This is a genomic window from Isoptericola maris, assembly GCF_048065335.1.
Lineage (GTDB): Bacteria > Actinomycetota > Actinomycetes > Actinomycetales > Cellulomonadaceae > Isoptericola > Isoptericola rhizosphaerae.
On the sequence record NZ_JBLUNY010000005.1, the window covers coordinates 115,354 to 136,272 of the forward strand.

Genomic DNA, 20,919 nt, shown 5'->3' on the forward strand with positions numbered 1-20,919 from the left:
CCTCAGCCGACCGGCGTCAGGTCCTCGCGCGAGGCGGTGCCGCGGGAGTACATCCCCGCGAGCACGTCGGCCGGGATGGTGTCCGGCACGTGCAGGCCCTCGGCGACGGCGATCTTGTCGCTGACCTCGCGCAGCACGAGCGACAGCGGCACGTCCAGGGCCTCGCAGATCGAGGCGAGCAGCTCCGAGGAGGCTTCCTTCTGGCCGCGCTCGACCTCGCTGAGATAGCCCAGCGAGACCCGTGCCGCCGAGGACACCTCACGCAGGGTGCGCCCCTGACGCTGCCGCGCGTCGCGCAGCACGTCACCGATCTCTCGTCGTAGGACGATCATGTCGCGCCCCCTTCCTTCGTCCGCCACCCCGTATCGAGGGGTGGCACTACCGTACCCCGAGCGGTGTGGCGCGCGTCGACCGGGACGCGCATCGATACGGGTTCGTGGCCTGTCTGCGATCACACCTGCCCAACGCCCGGCCCCCCTCCGGTGTTCCCGGCGCCCGGGCGCACCTCGGATCACCGCCCGGCCGACACGGATCCTTCACCATCGACCAGCTCCTCGGCGAGCGTCAGAACCGCGTCCACGGCCCCGCGGCGGACGGCGGCACGGTCGCCGCCGAGCTCGAACCGGCGCACCGCCGACGCCACGGGGGTCACCACCGCGACGAACACCAGGCCGGGCGGTCTGCCGTCCTGCGGGTCGGGCCCGGCCACCCCCGTCGTCGCGAGACCGACGTCGGCGCCGGTCGCCTGCCGCACGCCGCGCGCCATCGCCTCGGCCACGTCCGGGTCGACGGCGCCACGCTCGTCGAGCAGGCCGGCGTCCACCCCCAGCAGCGTTGCCTTGAGCTCGGTCGCATAGGCGACGACACCGCCGCGGACCACCGTCGACGCGCCGGGCACCTCGACCAGCGACGCCGTGACGAGCCCGCCGGTCAGCGACTCCGCGACGCCGATCGTCCAGCCCTGCGCCGCGGCGTACGAGAGCAGCATCCGAGCCCTCACCCGGCGGGCTCCGAACGCTGCGCGTCACGGCGGATGCGCCACCCCTGGACGAGGTAGTCGAGCCCCGTGACGACGGTGACGGCGACGGCGGCGCCCATCACCACCCATGCGAGGACCAGGACCGACGCGTGGAGGTGGTCCAGCGGGAGCAGGAAGAGCAAGATCGCCGCGATCTGCAGCACCGTCTTGATCTTGCCGCCGCGCGAGGCCGGCATCACCGCGTATCGCAGCATCCCCATGCGCATCACGGTGATCCCCAGCTCACGCACCAGGATGACGGCGGGCACCCACCAGGGCAGCTCGCCGAGCGGCCACCAGAGCAGCACGAGCGCCGCGCCCACGAGGGCCTTGTCGGCGATCGGGTCGAGGATCTTGCCCAGGTCGGTGACCAGGCCCCGGGAACGGGCGAGGTGACCGTCGACCTGGTCGCTCACGGCGGCCACGGCGAAGATGACGGTCGCCACGAGGCGCCAGGTCACGGACTGACCGTCGTCGACGAGCAGCGCCCACGCGAAGACCGGCACGAGGGCGATGCGCACCATGGTCACGAGGTTCGCGATGTTCCACGGTGAGGGTGTGGCGTCCATCCGTCCAGCCTACTGGGGCGGGTGACGGCCGGATCCCGCCGGTCGCTTCACCCGGTGCGCCCCTGCCGGCCCGCGACCCGCGCGGCCGGAGGCCCGGTACTCTCGCGGGGTGCAGCACTCGAGGCTCCGTGGACCGGCGCACGCGCGCGACCGAGGCGCGCCCGCCGCGGCCCTGGTCCGCGTCGCCGTGGTCGCGACCATCGCGCTCGGCGTCGTCACGTCGTGCCAGATCGTCGCCGACGACCCGGCCGGTCCGGGGACCGTCACGGCGTCGCCGGACCCTGCCGTCGCGAAGGAGTCGCCGCCGGAACCCGTGCCGCCGGCGACGTTCACGGTCCTCGCGGCGGGCGACCTGCTCCCGCACGGGCCGGTGGTCCGGTCCGCCGGGGGCGGAAGCGACTTCGCCGGGCTGCTGGCCGGCCTCGACCCGTGGGTGGCGGGGGCCGACCTCGCGCTGTGCCACATGGAGGTCCCGGTCGCCCCGCCCGGCACGGCCCCGAGCGGCTACCCGATGTTCGGCGCGCCCGCAGGCCTCGTGGACGCGGTCGCCGCCCAGGGCTGGGACGGGTGCTCGACCGCCTCCAACCACTCGGTCGACCGCGCCTACGACGGTGTGGTCGCCACTCTCGACGCCTTCGACGACGCCGGCCTCGGGCACGTGGGCACGGCCCGCTCGGAGACCGAGCAGTCCGCGCCGCAGCGGTACGAGCTGGATCGGTCGGGCCGCACGCTGACCGTGGCCCACCTCTCGGCGACGTACGGCCTCAACGGTCTGCCGATGCCCCCCGAGGCGCCGTGGGCGGTCGATCTCATCGACGCCGAGCGGCTCGTCGACGACGCACGGCGCGCCCGCGAGGAGGGTGCTGACGTCGTGCTGGTCAGCCTGCACGCAGGCGTCGAGTACACGGAGGACCTCACCGACGAGCAGGTGGACGTGGTCGCCGAGCTCGGCACCTCCGGCGCGGTGGACCTGGTGATCGGCCACCACGCGCACGTGCCGCAGCGCGTCGAGCGGGTCGACGGCGGTCCCGACGGAAGCGGGATGTGGGTGGCCTACGGTCTGGGAAACCTGCTGTCGAACCAGAGCGCGGCGTGCTGCGACGCCCGCACGAGCAACGGCGTGCTGCTGTCCGCGACCTTCGCCCAGGAACGTCCGTCCGGACCCACCCTGGTCAGCAAGGTGAGATGGACCGGGACCACCGTCGACATCGCGGCCGGGCACCGGGTGCACGCGCTGCCCGACGTGCTGGAGGACCCGGGCAGCACGACCCTCTCGTCGGCGGAGCTGGCCGACCGCCAGGATCGCGTCGAGGACGCCGTCCGCGACACGGCCCGGGAACGCACCCGGCCGTCCGACCCGACCGGCGACGAACCGGTGGTGCTCCCCCGCGAGGACGCGGCGGACGCCGACGACGACCAGCACTCGACCCGGCCCGAGCGGTAGGGCTCAGCGCACCGGGTCCTGCGCGTCGGTGTCCGCACCGTCGTGGTAGTCGGTGGCGACCGGGGGCCGGTGCGAGTCCGTGCCCTCGGCGTACGGGTCCGCCGTCCCGTCGTCGGACTCCTGGTCGTAGGCCGGCGCCGGGGCTGATTCCCCACGGATCAGGGCGAGCGCGGCGGGTAGATCGTCGGGCTGCACCAGTACCTCGCGAGCCTTCGAGCCCTCCGACGGCCCCACGATCTCGCGGGACTCGAGGAGGTCCATGAGCCGCCCCGCCTTCGCGAAGCCGACCCGCAGCTTGCGCTGCAGCATCGACGTGGAGCCGAACTGCGTGGAGACCACCAGCTCCGCCGCCTGGAGGAGCAGGTCGAGGTCGTCGCCGATGTCGTCGTCGATCTGCTTCTTCGCGGCGGCCGGCGCCGTGACGTCCTGGCGGTAGACCGGCTTGAGCTGCGACTTCACGTGCTCGACGACGGCGTGCACCTCGGACTCGGTGACCCAGGCCCCCTGCACACGCATCGGCTTGGCGGCCCCCATCGGCAGGAACAGGGCGTCACCCTGGCCGATGAGCTTCTCGGCCCCCGGCTGGTCCAGCACGACGCGCGAGTCGGTGACCGAGGACGTCGCGAACGCGAGCCGCGATGGCACGTTGGCCTTGATCAGCCCCGTGACGACGTCGACGGACGGCCGCTGCGTCGCCAGGACCAGGTGGATCCCGGCCGCACGTGCCAGCTGGGTGATGCGCTGGATCGAGGCCTCGACGTCCCGGGGGGCGACCATCATCAGGTCCGCCAGCTCGTCGACGACGACCAGCAGGTACGGGTACGGAGCGATCTTGCGCTCCGAGCCCGGCAAGGGCTTGACCTTGCCGGAGCGGACCCCGGCGTTGAAGTCGTCGATGTGCTTGAAGCCGAACGTCGCGAGGTCGTCGTACCGGGCGTCCATCTCGCGCACGACCCACTCGAGCGCCTCGGCCGCCTTCTTGGGGCTCGTGATGATGGGGGTGATGAGGTGCGGGATGCCCTCGTAGATCGTCAGCTCGACACGCTTGGGGTCCACCAGGACCAGTCGCACCTGCTCCGGCGTCGCCCGCATGAGGATCGAGGTGATCATCGAGTTGATGAAGCTCGACTTGCCGGCGCCGGTCGCACCCGCGACGAGGATGTGCGGCATCTTCGCCAGGTTGGCGACCACGAACCCGCCCTCGACGTCCTTGCCGACGCCCATGACCATCGCGTGCTCGGTGCGGCGTGCCGCCGACGAGCGCAGGACGTCGCCGAGGACCACCGTCTCGCGGTCCGAGTTGGGGATCTCGATGCCGATCGCCGACTTGCCCGGGATGGGCGACAGGATCCGCACGTCGGCGCTCGCCACCGCGTAGGCGATGTTGTTGGACAACGAGGTGATGCGCTCGACCTTCGTCTTCGCGCCGACCTCGACCTCGTACCGGGTCACCGTGGGGCCGCGGGTGAAGTTCGTGACCTCGGCGTCCACGCCGAAGTCGGCGAAGACCTTGGTCAGCGACTCGACGACCCGGTCGTTCACCGCGGAGCGCGTCTTGTGGGGCGCGCCCTCGACCAGGGCCTCCTCGCTCGGCAGCAGGTAGACCGTGTCGCCTGAGAGCATCGGTTGCTCCGCGCGACCTGCCGGGGCGGGCGACGGCTCGGGTGCGCTGCGCGGGGCGTCCGCCGCGGCGGCCGGGACGATGGTGCCGGAAGGCTTTGTCCCGGACGGCACCCGCTGCGTGGCGGCCGTGCCGTCACCCTTGCGGCGCCCGGCCGAGCTCGGGCTCCCGGCCGGGTCGAGCGTGGCGGCCTTCTCGAAGGCCTCGTCGCCGGCGTACTGGTCCAGCTCGGCCGCGGCGGCGTCCGCCGCACGCTCGGCCTTGGTGCGGCGCTTGCGCCGCTTGCGCGGCGTGGCCGCGTCGTCCGACCCGTCGTGCGCCGAGACGCCGTCGGCGAGCCGCAGCCGGTCGTCGGACGCCTCGTCCTCGTGGTGGTTCCCGGTCAGGCGGTCGTACAGGCCGCGCACCCGTTCGGGGATGCGGTGGACGGGCGTCGCGGTGACGACGAGCAGCCCGAAGAAGCCGAGCAGGAGGAAGAGCGGGACCGCCACCCAGGTGGTGACCCCGATGACGACGGGGGTCGCGGCGAGGTAGCCGATGATGCCGCCGGCCTCCTGCACCTGCGCGAAGCCGTCACGCGGCGACGGGGTCCCCTCGGCGATCGCCACCAGCGAGCAGACAGAGACGACGAGGAGGCTCAGCCCGATGGCGACGCGAGAGTTCGCGCGGCCGCGCTCGGGGTGCCGCATCACCCGGACCCCTAGCCAGATCAGCAGCACCGGGACGGCCACGCCGGCCAGGCCCACGGTGCCCGCCACGACGGCATGGACGACCAGACCGAACGTCCCGGGGATCCCCCACCACTCGCGCGCGGCCACGACGAGCGCGACGGCGATGAGGAAGAAGGCGACGCCGTCCCGACGGTGCTCCGGTTCCAGGTCTCTCGCTCCCTTGGTGATCGTGCGTGTCACGGTGCCCAGGCCGTGCGCGACGCCCAGGTAGGCACCACGCACCATCCGGACCGGCCACGGCGGACCGCTGCGGGCCGGTCGCCGCCCGGACGCCCGCGCACCGCGCGAGGCTCCTGAGCGGGCCGACGACGACCGTGCGGACGCGCCACGTCCCGAGGCGGACGACGAGGCGCGCCGCCCCGTCCGTGCCCCGCCCCGCGCAGCCCCGGAGTTCTTCCGGGCGGTCGTCCGGGTCGCCATGATCCTCTCACCGTACCCGGGCGCCTCCGCCCGGCGCCGCAGGTCGCGGGCGCGTGTCACACCCGCCGGGCGTGAGCACGGTCACGTGCGTCAGCCGCCGGGCGGCCCCGGCCCCCGTCAGCCGGCCGGGAGTGACCGCTGCGCGGCCGTGACCTCGCGGACGACGCGGATCCACAGCACCAGGGCGACGGCGACCGCGGCGGTCGCGACGCCGTCCAGCACGGGAAGCAGCCCGGGGTCGGACCGGCTGAACCCGGAGGTGATGAACGCCGCCCTGTTCGACGCCCACAGCATGACGAGCCAGCTCACCCACCACAGCCCGAGCCCCGGCATCCGCCGCAGGCCGGTGGTCCCCTGACGCACGTCCCGCACGACCTGGTACGGGAACCACAACGACACCACCGGCACCAACCAGCCCAGCCAGATCCACACGACGCCCCGGACGTGCCGTTCCTGCGGCCGCGCGGCGACGGCGATCTGACGGCTGCGGTGGAGCCAGAGGCACGTGACGACGAACGCTGCGAGCTGCACCGGGAGAAGCAGGGTGGCGAAGCTGTCGTAGGTGGTCCAGACGTCGCCGGGGCTCTCCCCCGCGTCGACGGCACGGCTGAACTCCTGGGCCGCGCCGGACGACGACGCGAACATCAGCGCCTGGACCAGCCCCCAGGCGGACGCCAGCGCGACGGACCATGTCGCCAGCCCCGTCGGAGCGACCCGGGTCGGCGCCGGCTGGCCCCACGGGTCCGAAGGGCCGGACGTCCTGCCACCCGCCGGCGACACCGGAGCGTGGGCCCCGTACGTGGGCTCCACGGGACGGGCCGGAGGGGTCGCGCGCGCTGGCGTGACCGACGGCGGAGCGAAAGGGTCAGGATCGGACATCTGTTCCTCCACAAGACGGACAAGTCGCGCGAGGATAGCGCAAACTGGCGCATCCAGGTCGCCGCGGGTCGATCGAGGGTCGACCGAAGGTCCCTCGTCGGCTCAGGCCTCGACGACGACCGGGACGATCATCGGACGACGGCGCAGCCGCCGGTTGACCCACTGGCCGATGACGCGCCGCATCACCTGCTGCAGCTGGTGGGTGTCGGTCGCGCCCCCGGCGATCGCGTCCTCGAGCGCCTTGACGACGTCCGGCTGGATCTCGTCGAAGACCGCCGCACCCTCGGCCATGCCGCGCGCGAGGATCTGCGGGCCCGCGAGCACCTTGCCGGTGGCCGAGTCCACGACGGCGAAGACGGACACGAAGCCCTCCTCGCTGAGCACCCGGCGGTCCTTGAGCTCGTTCTCGGTGACCTCGCCGACCGACGACCCGTCGACGAACACGTACCCGCAGGGCACGGCACCGACCACGGTGGCGCGCCCGTCGACCAGGTCCACGACGACGCCGTCCTCCGCCAGCACGACGCGGTCGGCGGGGATGCCGGTCTTCACCGCGAGCGCCGCGTTGGCCACGAGGTGCCGCACCTCGCCGTGCACGGGCATGACGTTCTGGGGCTTGATGATGTTGTAGCAGTAGAGCAGCTCGCCCGCGCTGGCGTGGCCCGAGACGTGGACCTTCGCGTTGCCCGAGTGCACGACGCGTGCGCCGAGCCGCGTGAGGCCGTTGATGACTCGGAACACGGAGTTCTCGTTGCCGGGGATCAAGGAGCTGGCGAGGATCACCGTGTCGCCGTGCCCGATCTTGACGCGGTGGTCGCCGTTCGCCATCCGGCTCAGCGCCGCCATCGGCTCGCCCTGCGAGCCGGTGCACATGTACACCAGCTCGTCGTCCGGGATGTCGCCGGTCCGCTTGAGGTCGACGAGCACTCCGGGCGGCACGTCGAGATAGCCGAGCTCGGCCGCGATGCCCATGTTGCGGATCATCGAGCGACCCGCGAGCGCGACCTTGCGCCCGTGCGCGTGGGCGGCGTTGAGGACCTGCTGGACGCGGTGGACGTGCGAGGAGAACGAGGCGACGACGACGCGCTTCTCCGCCTGGGCGAACACGCTGTCCAGGACGGGCCCGATCTCGACCTCGTGGGTGACGAAGCCCGGGACCTCGGCGTTGGTGGAGTCCACCATGAAGAGGTCGACACCCTGCTCACCCAGGCGCGCGAAAGCCCGCAGGTCCGTGACACGGCCGTCCAGCGGGAGCTGGTCCATCTTGAAGTCGCCGGTGTGCAGGACCGTGCCCGCACCCGTGGTGACGGCCACGGCGAGCGCGTCGGGGATGGAGTGGTTGACGGCGACGAACTCGAGGCCGAAGACGCCGAGCCGCACCGTGTCGTTCTCGGCGACGACCCGCGTCACCGGCTTGATGCGGTGCTCCTTCAGCTTCGCCTCGAGGAACGCGAGCGTGAGCTGCGAGCCGTAGATCGGGATGTCGCGACGGCGCCGCAGCAGGTAGGGCACGGCGCCGATGTGGTCCTCGTGGCCGTGGGTGAGGACGATCGCCTCGATGTCGTCGAGCCGGCCGGAGAGGTACTCGAAGTCCGGCAGGATCAGGTCGACGCCGGGCTGGTGGTCCTCGGGGAACAGGACGCCGCAGTCGATGATCAGCAGCCGGCCGTCGTACTCGAGGACGGCCATGTTCCGGCCGACCTCGCCGAGCCCGCCGAGCGCCACGATGCGCAGCCCGCCGGCGGGCAGCTCGGGAGGAAGAGGGAGTTCGGGGTGAGGGTGGCTCACGTGGCCTCCTGGCCTGTGGGGTTACGGGACGGTGGTGGCGGCGTCCAGGACACCGCCGGCGATGAGGGCGGCGCGCATCATGGCGACGTCGGCGTCGGTGGCGGCGACGTTCGGCAGGCGCAGCTCGCGGTTGCCCACGGCACCGAGCAGCTCGAGGGCGGCCTTGGTCATGCCGGCCTGGGCACCGGCACCGTTGATGGCGGCGATGACGGGCAGCGTCGTGCAGAAGGTCTCGAGCGCGCCGGCGTGGTCTCCGGCGTCGAAGCGCCGCACGACCTCGGCGAACTGCCCGGCCACCACGTGGGCGGAGACGGAGACGATCCCGGCACCACCGTGGGAGAGGAAGGGCAGCAGCAGCGTGTCGTCGCCCGAGTACCAGGCGAGACCCGTGGCGGCACGCAGCGCGGGGACGCCGGTCAGGTCGCCGGTGGCATCCTTGGTCGCGACCACCCGCGGGTGCGCGGCGATGCGCTCGTACGTCGCCGGCGCGATGCGCACGCCCGCACGGCCCGGGATGTCGTACAGCATGACGGGCAGCTCGGTCGCGTCCGCGACCGCTGCGAAGTGGCGGTAGAGACCCTCCTGCGTCGGGCGGGAGTAGTACGGCGAGACGACGAGCAGGCCGTCCGCGCCGGCCTCCGCAGCCTGCTCGGCCATGCGCACGGCGTGCGCCGTGTCGTTCGACCCGGCCCCGGAGAGCACCGCCGCACGGTCGCCGACGGCGTCGACGACGGCGCGCACGAGCGCCGCCTTCTCGGGGGTGTGGGTCGCGGGCGCCTCGCCCGTGGTCCCCGACAGCACCAGGCCGTCGTTCCCCTCGTCGACCAGGCGCCGCGCCAGCGACGCCGCGGCCTTCAGATCGATCTCCCCGGTGCTCGTCATGGGCGTGACCATCGCGGTGAGAACCGCGCCGAAAGGGCGCGCAGGGGTGCCGGGCAGCGTCATGGGGACACCGTACCGTTCGGTACCCCCTCCTGGTGCCCCTGTCCACGGGTTCGCGACCGGCGGGATGAGACGTCGTGCCAGGGTGCCGTGCGCCGCCTGCCAGGGCTGTTGCGGCGACCCGGTGCCCGCACATACTGGATGGTATGACTGCGACGACGACCCTCTCCTCCGTGCGTGACGCCCCGACCCAGGTCCTCGTCGGCGGCGAGTGGCGACCGGCATCGGGCGGCTCCAGCTTCGAGGTCGTGGACCCCGCCACCGAAGAGGTCCTGACGAGCGTGGCGGACGGCACGGGCGACGACGGCATCGCCGCCCTGGCGGCCGCGCACGACGCCGCGCCGGCCTGGGCCGCGGTACCGCCCCGAGACCGCTCGGAGCTGCTGCGGGCCTGCTTCGAGGCGATCGTGGAGCGCACCGACGAGCTCGCCGCACTCATCACCGCGGAGGGCGGCAAGCCGCTCGCCGAGTCCCGGGCCGAGGTCGCGTACGGTGCCGAGTTCTTCCGCTGGTTCGCGGAGGAGGCGGTGCGGGCGCCAGGGATGATGCGCACCGCGCCGGCCGGGAGCAACCACCAGCTCGTGCACCGCCGGCCCGTCGGCCCGTCGCTGCTGATCACGCCGTGGAACTTCCCGATCGCCATGGCCACGCGCAAGATCGGACCCGCCCTCGCCGCGGGGTGCCCGGTGGTGATCAAGCCCGCGCAGCTCACGCCGCTGACCACCATGGCGGTCGCCGAGATCCTCCGTGCGGAGCTCGCCGCACGGGACCTGCCCACCGGCGTGGTGAACGTGGTGCCCACGTCGTCGGCGAAGACGGTGACCGAGCCGGTGATCGCCGACGGCCGCCTGCGCAAGCTCTCGTTCACAGGGTCGACGGGCGTCGGGCGGGTCCTGCTCGGGCAGGCCGCCGAGCAGGTGCTCAACTGCTCCATGGAGCTGGGCGGCAACGCGCCGTTCGTCGTCTTCGCCGACGCCGACCTCGACGCGGCCGTGGAGGGCGCGATGGTCGCCAAGCTGCGCAACGGCGGACAGTCCTGCGTCGCGGCCAACCGCTTCCTGGTGCACGGCTCGCTCGCGGACGAGTTCGCCGAACGGCTCGCCGAGCGGTTCGCCGGGCTGAGCGTGGGTCCGGGTGCTGAGGGACACGACGTCGGCCCCCTGATCGGCGCGAGCGCCGTCGACAAGGTCGACGAGCTCGTGACCGACGCGACCGATCGCGGTGCGCGTGCGGTCGCGGGTGGCGCGCGGCCGGACCGCAAGGGCTACTTCTACTCCCCCACCGTGCTCGCGGGCACTCCTGCCGACGCCCGCTGCGTCACCGAGGAGATCTTCGGTCCCGTCGCGCCCGTCGTCGCCTTCGACGACGTCGACGAGGGGATCGCCCTGGCCAACGGGACCGAGTACGGCCTCGCTGCCTACGCCTACACCCGCGACGTGGACCTCGCGATGCGGGCCGCGCACGAGATCGACGCGGGCATGATCGGCATCAACCGCGGCATGGTCTCGGACGCGAGCGCACCGTTCGGCGGGGTCAAGCAGTCCGGTCTGGGTCGCGAGGGCGGGGCAGCCGGACTGGAGGAGTACCAGGAGTCGGTGTACGTCGCGTTGTGACGAGCCGCCCGGACCATGGTTTCCTGTGGCCGTGAGCCGTCCATCCTCTCCCGAGGTCTCCGCCGCCGTCCGGCAGGGCGTCAGTGTGGCCGTGGCCACGGGCCTGTACGGGATCTCGTTCGGCGCCCTGGCCGTGGTCGCCGGCCTGACCGTGGCGCAGACCGCCGTCCTGAGCCTCCTGCTGTTCACGGGCGGCTCCCAGTTCGCCCTCATCGGCGTCGTCGCCGCCGGCGGGTCGCCCGTCGCGGCCGTGGCGACGTCGACGCTGCTCGGTGCGCGCAACATGCTCTACGGCGCCGTCGTCTCCCCTCTGCTGTCCCTGCGGGGCTGGCGCCGGGCGGCAGCCGCCCATCTGACGATCGACGAGTCGACGGCGGTCGCCGTCGGGCAGCGCACGCCCGCGGCGGTCCGCGCCGGGTTCTGGACGGCCGGCGTCGGGGTCTTCGTGCTGTGGAACGCCTTCACGCTGGCGGGTGCGCTGGCCGGTGACGCCCTCGGCGACCCGCGGGCGTGGGGCCTCGACGCTGCCGCGGGGGCGGCGTTCCTCGCGCTGGTGTGGCCCCGCCTCGCCGAGCGCCGGGCGCAGGTCGTGGCAGGGCTGGCCGTCGTGGTCACGCTGGCGCTGGTCCCGGTCGCGCCGGCCGGGGTCCCGGTGCTCGCCGCGGCGGCCGTCGCCGTCGTGGCCGGAGCCGTCGCCCCTGCCGCACCGCGCCGCACGACCAGCGAGGACGACCGATGACCACGACCATGCTGTGGATCACCGTGCTCCTCGCCTCGCTCGCCAGCTTCGGCCTGAAGCTCGCCGGCCACCTGATACCGGAGCACTGGCTGGCCACCCAGCGGGTGCAGCGTACGTCGACGCTCGTGACCGTGGCGCTGCTCGTCTCGTTGGTCGTCGTGCAGACGTTCGCCGACGGCTCGTTGGTCGTCGTCGACGCCCGCGTCCCGGCCCTCGCGGTCGCAGCCGTCGCCCTGGCCCTGCGGGCGCCGTTCATCGTGGTGGTCGTGCTCGCGGCGGCCGCCGCCGCCGGCCTGCGGGCGCTCGGGTGGGGCTGAGGCCGGGCGCACGACCCACCTCCCCGCGCCCCGAGGTGGCTCTCGCCCGCTGGTCGCTCATGGCGCAGTTCGCGCTGTTCGGTGTGCTGGGCACGTCCTGGATGAGCCGCCTGCCCTCGATCCGGTCCGAGCTGGGGCTCAGCGCGGGCCAGCTCGGCTCGCTCCTGGTCGTCGGCGGAGCCGGCTCGCTCCTCGCGGTGCTCGTCGCCGGGGCCGTCGTCGCGCGGTTCGGCAGCCGGCGCACGCTCGTCGCGGCCACGGCGGGCAACGCGGTGGGCTTCGGGCTCCTCGCGCTCGCGACGACCACCGCCAACATCCCGCTGTTCGCCGTCGGGGCGTGCCTGAACGGGATGTGCGGAGCCCTGACCAACATCCCCATCAACATCAGTGCCGCCGGCGTGGAACGTGCCGTCGGGCGGGCCATCCTCCCCCACTTCCACGCGGCGTTCTCCGTCGGGGCCGCCCTCGGTGCGCTCGTCGGCGCCGCCTTCGCCTGGTCGGGAGCGCACGTCGCCGTCCAGCTCGTCGTGGTGGTCGCCGTCGTGACCGTCGTGCGTGCCCTGCTCGTCGTCCCCTCGACGAGGTTGGCCCCGCCCCGCGACCAGGCGCCCGCCGACGGAGCACCAGCGCGTCGCGGCGGCGGGGTGCGAGCCGCCATGGCCGCCTGGCGCGAGCCCCGCACGCTGCTGGTGGGTCTGGTGCTCCTCGCCGCGTCCCTCTCGGAAGGGTCCGCCGGGACCTGGCTGTCCCTCGCCGTCGTCGACGGGTTCGCCGCCCGCGAGGCGGTCGGCGCCGTCGCCTACGGGACGTTCGTCGCGTCGATGACCGTCGTCCGGTTCGCGGGCACAGGCCTGATCGACCGCTACGGGAGGGTGACCGTGCTCCGCGTGTCGGGGGCGTCCGCGCTGCTCGGGCTGCTCCTCTTCGGGCTCTCGCCCACCCTCGCCCTGGCCTGGGCCGGGATCGTGCTCTGGGGCTGCGGCGCCGCGCTCGCGAACCCGATCGCCATCTCCGCGGCCTCCGACGAACCTACCCACGCCGCGCCCCGCGTCGCGGTCGCGACCTCGTTCTCGACCGTGGCGATGCTTGCCGCCCCACCCCTGCTCGGCCTGCTGGCCGACCAGGTGGGCGTGCGCTCGGCCCTGCTCGTCATCTGCGGCGCCGTGGTGCTCAGCCTCGCGGTGGCGGGCCAGGTCCGGCCCCCGCAACACCGGGCCGCGGCGCCCGCCGACGACTGACGAGCACCTAGGGTGGTGCCCATGGCACTGTTCCGCGAGACCGCCGACGTCTCCGTCCGCCCCGCAGTCCCCGGCGACGAGGAAGCGGTGACGCGGGTCCAGGTCGAGGCCTGGCGGGCGACCCACGCCGACACGCTCGGTGACGCCGTCGACGCCCTCGACGAGCAGACCATGGTGGAGCGGTGGACGGACGCGATCTCGCGGCCGCCCGGGCCGGGCTTCGCCGTGCTCGTCGCGCTGGACGGACCGCGGGTCGTCGGTTTCGCCGCCGTCGGCCCAGGACAGGTCATGGCCCTGGAGGTCGCCCCGGACCACCGGCTCGCCGGGCACGGGTCCCGACTGCTCGCCGCCGCCGTCGACCGGCTGCGCACCGACGGCTCGCAGGAGGTCGTCACCTGGGTGCTCGACGGCGACGAGGGCCGCGAACGCTTCCTGTCCTCGTCCGGCCTCGGTCCCGACGGCGTCGACCGTGCGCTCGCCACCGGCGCGCGGGACGTCGTCGAGCGCCGCTGGTCGGCGGTCATCTGACCCTGCCGGCACCTCCGGGCGTCTCCCGCGGCTCGTCGCCCCCGGTCGTGTCGTCCACGGGGGTCGAGACGGACGGCGGACCGTCCGTGGTCCCCCGCGACGCCGGCCCGGCCACCGCCGCCGGGGCGGCCTGCGGGTTCGCGGAGCCCAGCACCGAGCCGCCCGTCACGACGGCGCCGACCCGCTCCGCCTGCTCTCGCAGCCCCCACAGCTCGCGGGAGACCGAGCGGACCGCGAACCCGGACACCAGGTGGATCGAGCCCGCCACGAAGGCGAACAGCGCGAACACGATGGTCACCAGCCGCAGCACGTCCAGCAGGTCGAGCGGGCGGGTGACGAGCAGCAGACCGAACAGCCCCGCCGTGAGGCCGAACGTGATCATCCACGGCCAGCCGAGGTCACGGTTGCGGGCCAGGGCGGCGCCCCCGACGACGGTGACGATCCCGAGCACGATCGCCCAGCTGGCCAGGACGTAGTACAGCGGCGTCGGCTCCAGGTCGGGCCAGAACGCGACGGCCACGCCGAAGAGGACGTTGACGCCCGCCTGCGCCAGCCACCACGCCGAGCCGACCTGACGGCGGTGCACGAACCACTGCACCACCACCAGCATCGCGTCGAGCACGAGGAACGCGCCGACGAGCACCCGCAGCACCTCGAGCTCACCGAGCGGCTCGATCATCAGCAGCAGCCCGAGCACCACGAAGGCGATCCCGCGGACCACGGGCAGCCACCAGACCCGTCGGAACGGGTTGCGGAACGTGCCGCCGGCGCCGTCCTGCGTCCCGGCCTCCCCGTCGTCGGGCGCCATGCGCGATCCTCTCGTCGTCGACTGCTGACCTGCGCTCAGGCTACGAGCGCTCCCGCGTCCGTGCACGGCAGCGCGTGCGCGGGAGCGGCGGCCGGTGAGGATGACACGATGAGTCGGTGCCGCCGTCAGCCTCCTCCACCCGCACCGTCCGCGACGCCGCCGGCGGGATCACGGTCCTCGCGGTGGCGAACTTCGTCGCCATCACCACCGAGGTGCTGCCCGTCGGCCTGCTGCCGCAGCTCGCCCGCGGCGTCGGCGTCTCCGAGTCGACGGCCGGGCTCCTCGTCACCGTCTACGCCCTCGTCGTCGCGGTCTGTGCCGTCCCGCTGACCCTGGCCACGCAACGGTTCCCGCGCAAGCCGCTGCTCCTGGTCACGCTCGCCACCTACGTGGCCGGCAACCTGCTCGTCGCCGTCGCCCCGACCTACGCCGTCATGGCGGCCGGACGCACCATCGGCGGGATCGGCCACGCCGTCTTCTTCTCGGTGTCGATCGCGTACGCCGCCCGCCTCGTGGGTCCCCTGTACACCGGCCGGGCACTGACGCTCGTCACCGCCGGCGGCACGATGGGATTCGTCCTGGGCGTGCCGCTCTCGACGTCGCTGGGCACGGCGGTCGGCTGGCGCTGGTCGTTCGCGCTGCTCGGTGGCGTCTGCGCCCTCACGGCGGTGCTGGTGGCACGCCTGCTGCCCGCGGTCGACGTCGGCCCGCCGCCGGCTCGCGACCGCTCGGCCGCCCGCCAGGGACGCCGGCGGCTGGGCGTCGTCGTCGGCACCAACACGGTGCTGTTCGGCGGGCACTACACCGTGTACACCTACGTCTCGGTGCTGCTGCTGGCGACCGGGCTGTCCGAGGCGGCGGTCGGTCCCGTGCTCCTGCTCTTCGGCGCACTGGGGCTCGTCGGGCTGTGGGCGGCGGCCCGCTACCTGGACCGCACGCCCCGCGCCCTGACCATCACGGCGATGGCCACGATCGTCGGCTCGCTGACCGTCCTCGCCCTGGTCCTGCCCCAGCCGGTGGGCGTCCTCGTGGCCGGCGGCGTGTGGCTCGCCGCGTTCGGGGCGATCCCCGCGACCTTCCAGGCGGCGGCGTTGCGCACGCAGGGCGCGACGGCGGACGTCGCCGGGGCGTTCGTCAACGGGACCTCGAACCTCGGCATCGGCCTCGGGGCCGCCCTCGGAGCCGGCGTCGTGGCCGGTCCTGGCGGCAGCGTGCTGGCACTGACGGGTGCGGGCGTGGTCGCCGTGGCGTGCGTCGTCGTGCTCGTGGCGCGCGGCGCGTTCCCGCAGGACCCGGCGGCGGTCGGGACCGACCCGGGGCGGTAGCCCGCCGGGCACAGGAGGGCTGGCGGCGTCAGTCGCGCGGCCTGAAGAGCGCCGAGGCCTGCCGCAGGGCGGCGCGCGCACGACGGCGGTCCCCCGCAGCGTCGTAGGCGAAGGCCAGGCGGTACCAGGTGCGCCAGTCCTTCGGCGCGGCGTCCACCGCGTCCCGGAACTGCGCGAACGCCGCGTCCGCGGCCGCCCGGTCGATCCTGCCGCCCGCAGAGCGCGGAAGATCGTCCACCGGGAGCTGGCCGTCCGCCGCCAGCTCGTCGGCCATGCGCTGCACGCGTGCGGCCAGCCAGAACTCACGGGCGACGAGCCCGATCACCAGCAGCGGGATGACCAGCACGGCGAGGCCGATGCTGATCAGCAGCGGCTCGCCGCTGCCCAGCATGGCTGCGCCGCGCTCCGCGATCGCCACCACGTACAGCGCCAGGAGGGCGGTGACGGCGAGCGCGCCGACCAGCCCGCGAGGCAGCCTGCGCCGGACGCCCTCCGGAGCGCCGCCGTCGGTCACGACAGGTCCAGCACGTTCTCGAGGCCCACGGTCAGGCCGGGCCGAGAGGTGATCTCGCGAACGGCCACCAGGACGCCCGGCATGAAGCTGGCCCGGTCGAAGGAGTCCTGGCGGATCGTCAGCTGCTCACCGGCGTTGCCGAAGAGGATCTCCTCGTGTGCCACCAGCCCGCGCAGCCGCACCGCGTGCACCCGGACGCCGTCGACGTCCGCACCCCGTGCGTCCCAGCCGTCCTGGGTCGCGTCGGGCGACGGGCCGAGCCCGGCGTCGGCCCGGGCGGAAGCGATCGCCGCGGCGGTGTGGCGGGCCGTGCCGGAGGGCGCGTCGACCTTGTCCGGGTGGTGCAGCTCGACGACCTCGGCCGACTCGAAGTAGCGCGCCGCCTTGGCCGCGAACGTCATCGCCAGCACCGCGGAGAGCCCGAAGTTGGGTGCGATGAGCACCCCGAGCCCCCCACCGGTGCCCTCGGCGTCCAGCCGCTCGAGGTGCTCCACCACCCGGCCTCGGGACGCGTCGTCCCACCCGGTGGTACCGACCACCACGTGGGCCCCGGCGTCCAGGGCGGCATGGACGTTGGCCTCCGTCACCGCCGGGACCGTGAAGTCCACCGCGACGTCCGCGCCGGCGTCCCGGACCCCGACCTCGACGTCGTCCCCCGCGTTCAGGCGGGCGACGAGCTCGAGGCCGTCCGCCTCCTCGACGGCGGCGCACGTCTGGGCGCCCATGCGCCCGGCGGCGCCGATGACCGCCACACGGACGGTGCTGCTGGTGCTCACGATGGTCTCCTCATTCTCCGAAGGGGCCGACGCGCACCACCGAGCGCGGGCGCGACGCGAGATCGGCGGCCAGCTCCCGCACGTCGGTGGCGGTGACGGCACGGATGCGTGCCAACGACTCGTCGACCGTCACGAGCTCGCCGAGCACGAGCTCCGCGCGGCCCAGCCGGCTCATGCGCGACCCGGAGTCCTCCAGGCCGAGGACCATGCCGCCGGAGAGCTGACCGACGGAACGCTCCAGCTCGGCGTCCGTGATGCCGTCGGCCGCGAGACGCTCCAGCTCGGCCACCATCAGCGTGGTGACCTGGTCGACCTTGCCCGGGGCGCACCCGGCGTAGAGACCGAACAGCCCCAGCCCGCCGTGCCCCTGCCCGAACGAGTAGGTGGCGTACGCCAGGCCGCGCTTCTCCCGGATCTCCTGGAACAACCGGGACGACATCCCGCCACCGAGTGCGGCGTGCATCACCGTGGAGGCGAACCGCCGGTCGTCGGAGGCGCTGAGCCCGGTGCCGCCGACGATCACGTTGGCCTGCTCGACCTGCCGGCGGATCGTCAGCTCGACGCCGGCGGCGGGCACGCCGACGGCGTCCGGGGCGCTCGACCGACGCCCACGAGGCAGGCCCGCCGGATCGAGGTCCCACCCGCCGACCACGAGCGCGTCACCGACCTGCTGCACGATCGTGTCGTGGTCCACGCCGCCGGCCGCGGCGACCACGAGGGTCTCCGGGCGGTAGTGCCACCGGTAGTGCTCCAGCACCGCGTCGCGAGGCACGGCGCGGATCGTGTCGGGGGTCCCGCCGATCGGGCGGCCGAGCGGGTGCGTGCCGAGGGCCGCCGCGGCGAACTCCTCGTGGACGACCTCGCCCGGGTCGTCGTCCGTCATCGCGATCTCTTCGAGGATGACGCCACGCTCGGTCTCGAGCTCGTCGGCGTCGAGGCGCGCGGAGGTGACCATGTCGGCGATCACCTCGATCGCCATGGGGACGTCGTCGTCGAGCACCCGCGCGTAGTAGCAGGTGTACTCCTTGCCGGTGGCGGCGTTCGCCTCGCCGCCGACGGCGTCGAACGCCTCGGCGATGTCGAGCGCGGAGCGGGTGCGGGTGCCCTTGAAGAGCAGGTGCTCGAGGAAGTGCGTGGAACCGTGGTGGCCGTCGGTCTCGTCGCGCGAACCGACCCCGACCCAGGCCCCGACGGTGGCCGAACGGAGCCCTGGCATGTGCTCGGTGAGCACACGCACACCGCCGGGCAGGACGCTGCGACGGATCGTCGCGCCGTCCTGCCCGGCGGTCAGCTCGGCACCGGGCTGGCCCGCTCCGACGAGCGGGAGGTGCTGGCTCATACGGTCGATCAGGCCTCGCCCTGCGGCTCGGACTGCTCGTCGGCCCCTGTCGCGGCCTCGGCCTTCTCGTCGTCCTCGGTGACGGCGACGAGCGAGAGCTTGCCCCGCGGGTCGATCTCACCGATCTCGACCTGGATCTTCTGGCCGATGGACAGCACGTCGTCGACGTTCTCGACCCGCTTGCCGCCCACGAGCTTGCGGAGCTGGCTGATGTGCAGCAGCCCGTCCTTGCCCGGGGAGAGCGAGATGAACGCACCGAACGACGTCGTCTTGACGACCGTGCCGACGAAGCGCTCGCCGACCTCCGGCACGTGCGGGTTGGCGATCGCGTTGATCGCCGCGCGCGCGGCCTCGGCCGACGGACCGTCGGTCGCGCCGATGTAGACCGTGCCGTCGTCCTCGATGGAGATGTCGGCGCCGGTCTCCTCCTGGATCTGGTTGATCATCTTGCCCTTGGGCCCGATGACCTCGCCGATCTTGTCCACGGGGACCTTGACGGCGATGACGCGCGGTGCGTTCGGCGACATCTCGTCCGGCACGTCGATCGCCTCGGCGAGGACGTCCAGGATCGTCAGGCGCGCGTCGCGCGCCTGACCCAGCGCGGCCGTCAGGACCGACGCCGGGATGCCGTCCAGCTTGGTGTCGAGCTGGATCGCCGTGACGAACTCGCGGGTACCGGCGACCTTGAAGTCCATGTCGCCGAACGCGTCCTCGGCACCCAGGATGTCGGTCATCGCCGCATAACGGACCTCCTCGCCGTCGCCGGACGGCACCGTGTCGGAGACGAGTCCCATCGCGATGCCCGCCACAGGGGCCTTCAGGGGCACACCGGCGTTGAGCAGCGAGAGCGTCGAGGCGCAGACCGAGCCCATCGATGTCGACCCGTTGGAGCCGAGCGCCTCGGAGACCTGGCGGATCGCGTAGGGGAACTCCTCGCGGCTCGGCAGGACCGGTACCAGGGCACGCTCGGCGAGCGCGCCGTGGCCGATCTCGCGACGCTTCGGGCTGCCGACGCGGCCCGTCTCGCCCGTCGAGTACGGCGGGAAGTTGTAGTTGTGCATGTAGCGCTTGCGCGTGACCGGCCCGAGCGAGTCGATCTGCTGCTCCATGCGCAGCATGTTCAGCGTGGTGACGCCCATGATCTGCGTCTCGCCGCGCTCGAACAGCGCCGAGCCGTGCACCCGGGGCAGCACCTCGACCTCGGCCGACAGCGTGCGGATGTCCGCCAGCCCACGACCGTCGATGCGCACGCCCTCGGTGAGGACGCGCTGACGCACCAGCTGCTTCTGCAGCGAGCGGTAGGCAGCCGACAGCTCCTTCTCGCGGCCGTCGAAGCCCGCCTGCAGCTCGCCGAGCATCTGCGACTTGATCTCGTCGAGACGCCCCTCGCGCTCCTGCTTGTCGGCGATCGACAGCGCGTCGCGCAGCGTGCCCGACACGGCCGACTCGACCGCTGAGTACGCGTCGTCGGCGTACTCCGGGAACAGCGGGAACTCCTGGACGTCCTTCGCGGCCTGCTGCGCCAGGGAGATCTGGGCGTCGCACAGCGCGGCGATGAACGGCTTGGAGGCCTCGATACCCTCGGCCACGACCTGCTCGGTGGGCGCCGTGGCGCCCTCGGAACGGATGAGGTTCCAGGCGTCGTCGGTGGCCTCGGCCTCGATCATCGCGATGGCCACGTCGTCGCTGCCGTCGGCCGTGGTGACCTTGCGGCCCGCCACGACCATCTCGAAGACGGCGCGCTCCTTGTCGGAGTGCTTCGGGAACGCGACCCACTGGTCGTCGACGAGCGCGATGCGCACGGCGCCGGCCGGGCCCGAGAACGGCAGACCGGAGATCTGCGTGGACGCGGACGCGGCGTTCATCGCCAGGACGTCGTAGGCGTCGTCCGGGTGCTGAGCCATGACCGTGATGACGATCTGGACCTCGTTGCGCAGCCCCTTGACGAACAGCGGGCGCAGCGGGCGGTCCGTGAGGCGGCACGTGAGGATCGCCTCGGTGGACGGACGTCCCTCGCGACGGAAGAACGACCCGGGGATGCGACCGGCGGCGTACATCCGCTCCTCGACGTCCACCGTCAGCGGGAAGAAGTCGAAGTGGTCCTTGGGGTGCTTACCGACGGCGGTGGTCGACAGCAGCATCGTGTCGCCGTCGAGGTAGGCCGCGACGGCGCCGGCGGCCTGACGGGCCAGCCGGCCCGTCTCGAAACGGATGGTGCGGGTGCCGAAGCGGCCGTTGTCGATGACGGCCTCGGCGGAAGTGATCTCGGGACCCTCCACGGGTGCCCTCCTGATTCTCGAAGGCGCCGCC

At 73.3% G+C, this 20,919-nt stretch carries 19 protein-coding genes; 7 read left to right on the top strand and 12 right to left on the bottom strand.

Going from position 1 to position 20,919, the window contains the following annotated elements:
- Positions 1-2: 2 nt before the first annotated feature.
- From ACH5HR_RS09655 to pgsA, 3 genes are all read right to left on the bottom strand, one after another.
- Complete coding sequence (locus tag ACH5HR_RS09655; protein ID WP_402375311.1) at positions 3-332, bottom strand: helix-turn-helix domain-containing protein; 330 nt, start codon at positions 330-332, stop codon at positions 3-5.
- Between the two features lie 179 nt (positions 333-511).
- Positions 512-988 carry a CinA family protein gene (locus tag ACH5HR_RS09660; RefSeq protein ID WP_416477592.1) on the bottom strand — a complete coding sequence of 159 codons (477 nt, stop codon included), beginning with the start codon at positions 986-988 and terminating at the stop codon, positions 512-514.
- An 8-nt stretch (positions 989-996) separates the two neighbouring features.
- Complete coding sequence (gene pgsA, locus ACH5HR_RS09665; protein WP_416477594.1) at positions 997-1,587, bottom strand: CDP-diacylglycerol--glycerol-3-phosphate 3-phosphatidyltransferase; 591 nt, start codon at positions 1,585-1,587, stop codon at positions 997-999.
- Positions 1,588-1,696: 109 nt separating this feature from the next.
- Here pgsA and ACH5HR_RS09670 point away from each other — a divergent pair, with 109 nt between their 5' ends.
- Complete coding sequence (locus ACH5HR_RS09670; protein ID WP_416477595.1) at positions 1,697-3,031, top strand: CapA family protein; 1,335 nt, start codon at positions 1,697-1,699, stop codon at positions 3,029-3,031.
- 3 nt (positions 3,032-3,034) lie between these two features.
- Here ACH5HR_RS09670 and ACH5HR_RS09675 read toward each other — a convergent pair whose 3' ends face one another.
- From ACH5HR_RS09675 to dapA, 4 genes are all read right to left on the bottom strand, one after another.
- A complete protein-coding gene (locus ACH5HR_RS09675; RefSeq protein ID WP_402375319.1) occupies positions 3,035-5,803 on the bottom strand; it encodes an FtsK/SpoIIIE family DNA translocase in 2,769 nt (922 codons plus the stop codon).
- 117 nt (positions 5,804-5,920) lie between these two features.
- On the bottom strand, positions 5,921-6,613 hold the full coding sequence (locus tag ACH5HR_RS09680) for a DUF4328 domain-containing protein (RefSeq protein WP_416477597.1): 693 nt from the start codon (positions 6,611-6,613) through the stop codon (positions 5,921-5,923).
- 171 nt (positions 6,614-6,784) lie between these two features.
- The gene (locus ACH5HR_RS09685) at positions 6,785-8,470 is read right to left on the bottom strand and encodes a ribonuclease J (RefSeq protein ID WP_416477599.1); all 1,686 of its coding nucleotides are present in this window, start codon (positions 8,468-8,470) and stop codon (positions 6,785-6,787) included.
- A 21-nt stretch (positions 8,471-8,491) separates the two neighbouring features.
- Positions 8,492-9,415: a 4-hydroxy-tetrahydrodipicolinate synthase gene (dapA, locus tag ACH5HR_RS09690; protein ID WP_402375325.1), complete on the bottom strand. Its 924-nt coding sequence runs from the start codon at positions 9,413-9,415 to the stop codon at positions 8,492-8,494.
- Positions 9,416-9,558: 143 nt separating this feature from the next.
- On the opposite strand from dapA, the gene ACH5HR_RS09695 reads away from it, so the two are divergent.
- The 5 genes from ACH5HR_RS09695 to ACH5HR_RS09715 are packed head-to-tail and all read left to right on the top strand — an operon-like array spanning position 9,559 to position 13,847.
- Positions 9,559-11,025 carry an NAD-dependent succinate-semialdehyde dehydrogenase gene (locus ACH5HR_RS09695; protein WP_416477601.1) on the top strand — a complete coding sequence of 489 codons (1,467 nt, stop codon included), beginning with the start codon at positions 9,559-9,561 and terminating at the stop codon, positions 11,023-11,025.
- Positions 11,026-11,050: 25 nt separating this feature from the next.
- Positions 11,051-11,764 carry an AzlC family ABC transporter permease gene (locus ACH5HR_RS09700; RefSeq protein ID WP_402375329.1) on the top strand — a complete coding sequence of 238 codons (714 nt, stop codon included), beginning with the start codon at positions 11,051-11,053 and terminating at the stop codon, positions 11,762-11,764.
- The gene (locus tag ACH5HR_RS09705; RefSeq protein ID WP_402375331.1) at positions 11,761-12,081 is read left to right on the top strand and encodes an AzlD domain-containing protein; all 321 of its coding nucleotides are present in this window, start codon (positions 11,761-11,763) and stop codon (positions 12,079-12,081) included. The genes ACH5HR_RS09700 and ACH5HR_RS09705 overlap by 4 nt, the downstream gene beginning before the upstream one ends.
- 35 nt (positions 12,082-12,116) lie before the next feature.
- Positions 12,117-13,319 carry an MFS transporter gene (locus ACH5HR_RS09710; RefSeq protein ID WP_402375333.1) on the top strand — a complete coding sequence of 401 codons (1,203 nt, stop codon included), beginning with the start codon at positions 12,117-12,119 and terminating at the stop codon, positions 13,317-13,319.
- 21 nt (positions 13,320-13,340) lie between these two features.
- The gene (locus ACH5HR_RS09715; protein ID WP_402375335.1) at positions 13,341-13,847 is read left to right on the top strand and encodes a GNAT family N-acetyltransferase; all 507 of its coding nucleotides are present in this window, start codon (positions 13,341-13,343) and stop codon (positions 13,845-13,847) included.
- Here ACH5HR_RS09715 and ACH5HR_RS09720 read toward each other — a convergent pair.
- Positions 13,840-14,655, bottom strand: a complete 816-nt coding sequence (locus ACH5HR_RS09720; RefSeq protein WP_416477604.1) for an HdeD family acid-resistance protein — start codon at positions 14,653-14,655, stop codon at positions 13,840-13,842. The two genes, ACH5HR_RS09715 and ACH5HR_RS09720, sit on opposite strands and share 8 nt — an antisense overlap.
- A gap of 116 nt (positions 14,656-14,771) precedes the next feature.
- Here ACH5HR_RS09720 and ACH5HR_RS09725 point away from each other — a divergent pair, with 116 nt between their 5' ends.
- Complete coding sequence (locus tag ACH5HR_RS09725) at positions 14,772-15,980, top strand: MFS transporter (protein ID WP_402375339.1); 1,209 nt, start codon at positions 14,772-14,774, stop codon at positions 15,978-15,980.
- 28 nt (positions 15,981-16,008) lie between these two features.
- Here ACH5HR_RS09725 and ACH5HR_RS09730 read toward each other — a convergent pair whose 3' ends face one another.
- Genes ACH5HR_RS09730 through ACH5HR_RS09745 form a run of 4 tightly spaced genes read right to left on the bottom strand, consistent with a single transcriptional unit; the run spans position 16,009 to position 20,888 of the window.
- A complete protein-coding gene (locus tag ACH5HR_RS09730) occupies positions 16,009-16,494 on the bottom strand; it encodes a hypothetical protein (protein WP_416477606.1) in 486 nt (161 codons plus the stop codon).
- A complete protein-coding gene (gene dapB / locus ACH5HR_RS09735) occupies positions 16,491-17,270 on the bottom strand; it encodes a 4-hydroxy-tetrahydrodipicolinate reductase (protein ID WP_416477608.1) in 780 nt (259 codons plus the stop codon). The genes ACH5HR_RS09730 and dapB overlap by 4 nt, the downstream gene beginning before the upstream one ends.
- 10 nt (positions 17,271-17,280) lie before the next feature.
- Positions 17,281-18,609, bottom strand: a complete 1,329-nt coding sequence (locus tag ACH5HR_RS09740) for a M16 family metallopeptidase (RefSeq protein WP_416477610.1) — start codon at positions 18,607-18,609, stop codon at positions 17,281-17,283.
- A gap of 8 nt (positions 18,610-18,617) precedes the next feature.
- A complete protein-coding gene (locus tag ACH5HR_RS09745) occupies positions 18,618-20,888 on the bottom strand; it encodes a polyribonucleotide nucleotidyltransferase (protein WP_402375347.1) in 2,271 nt (756 codons plus the stop codon).
- Positions 20,889-20,919: the final 31 nt, after the last annotated feature.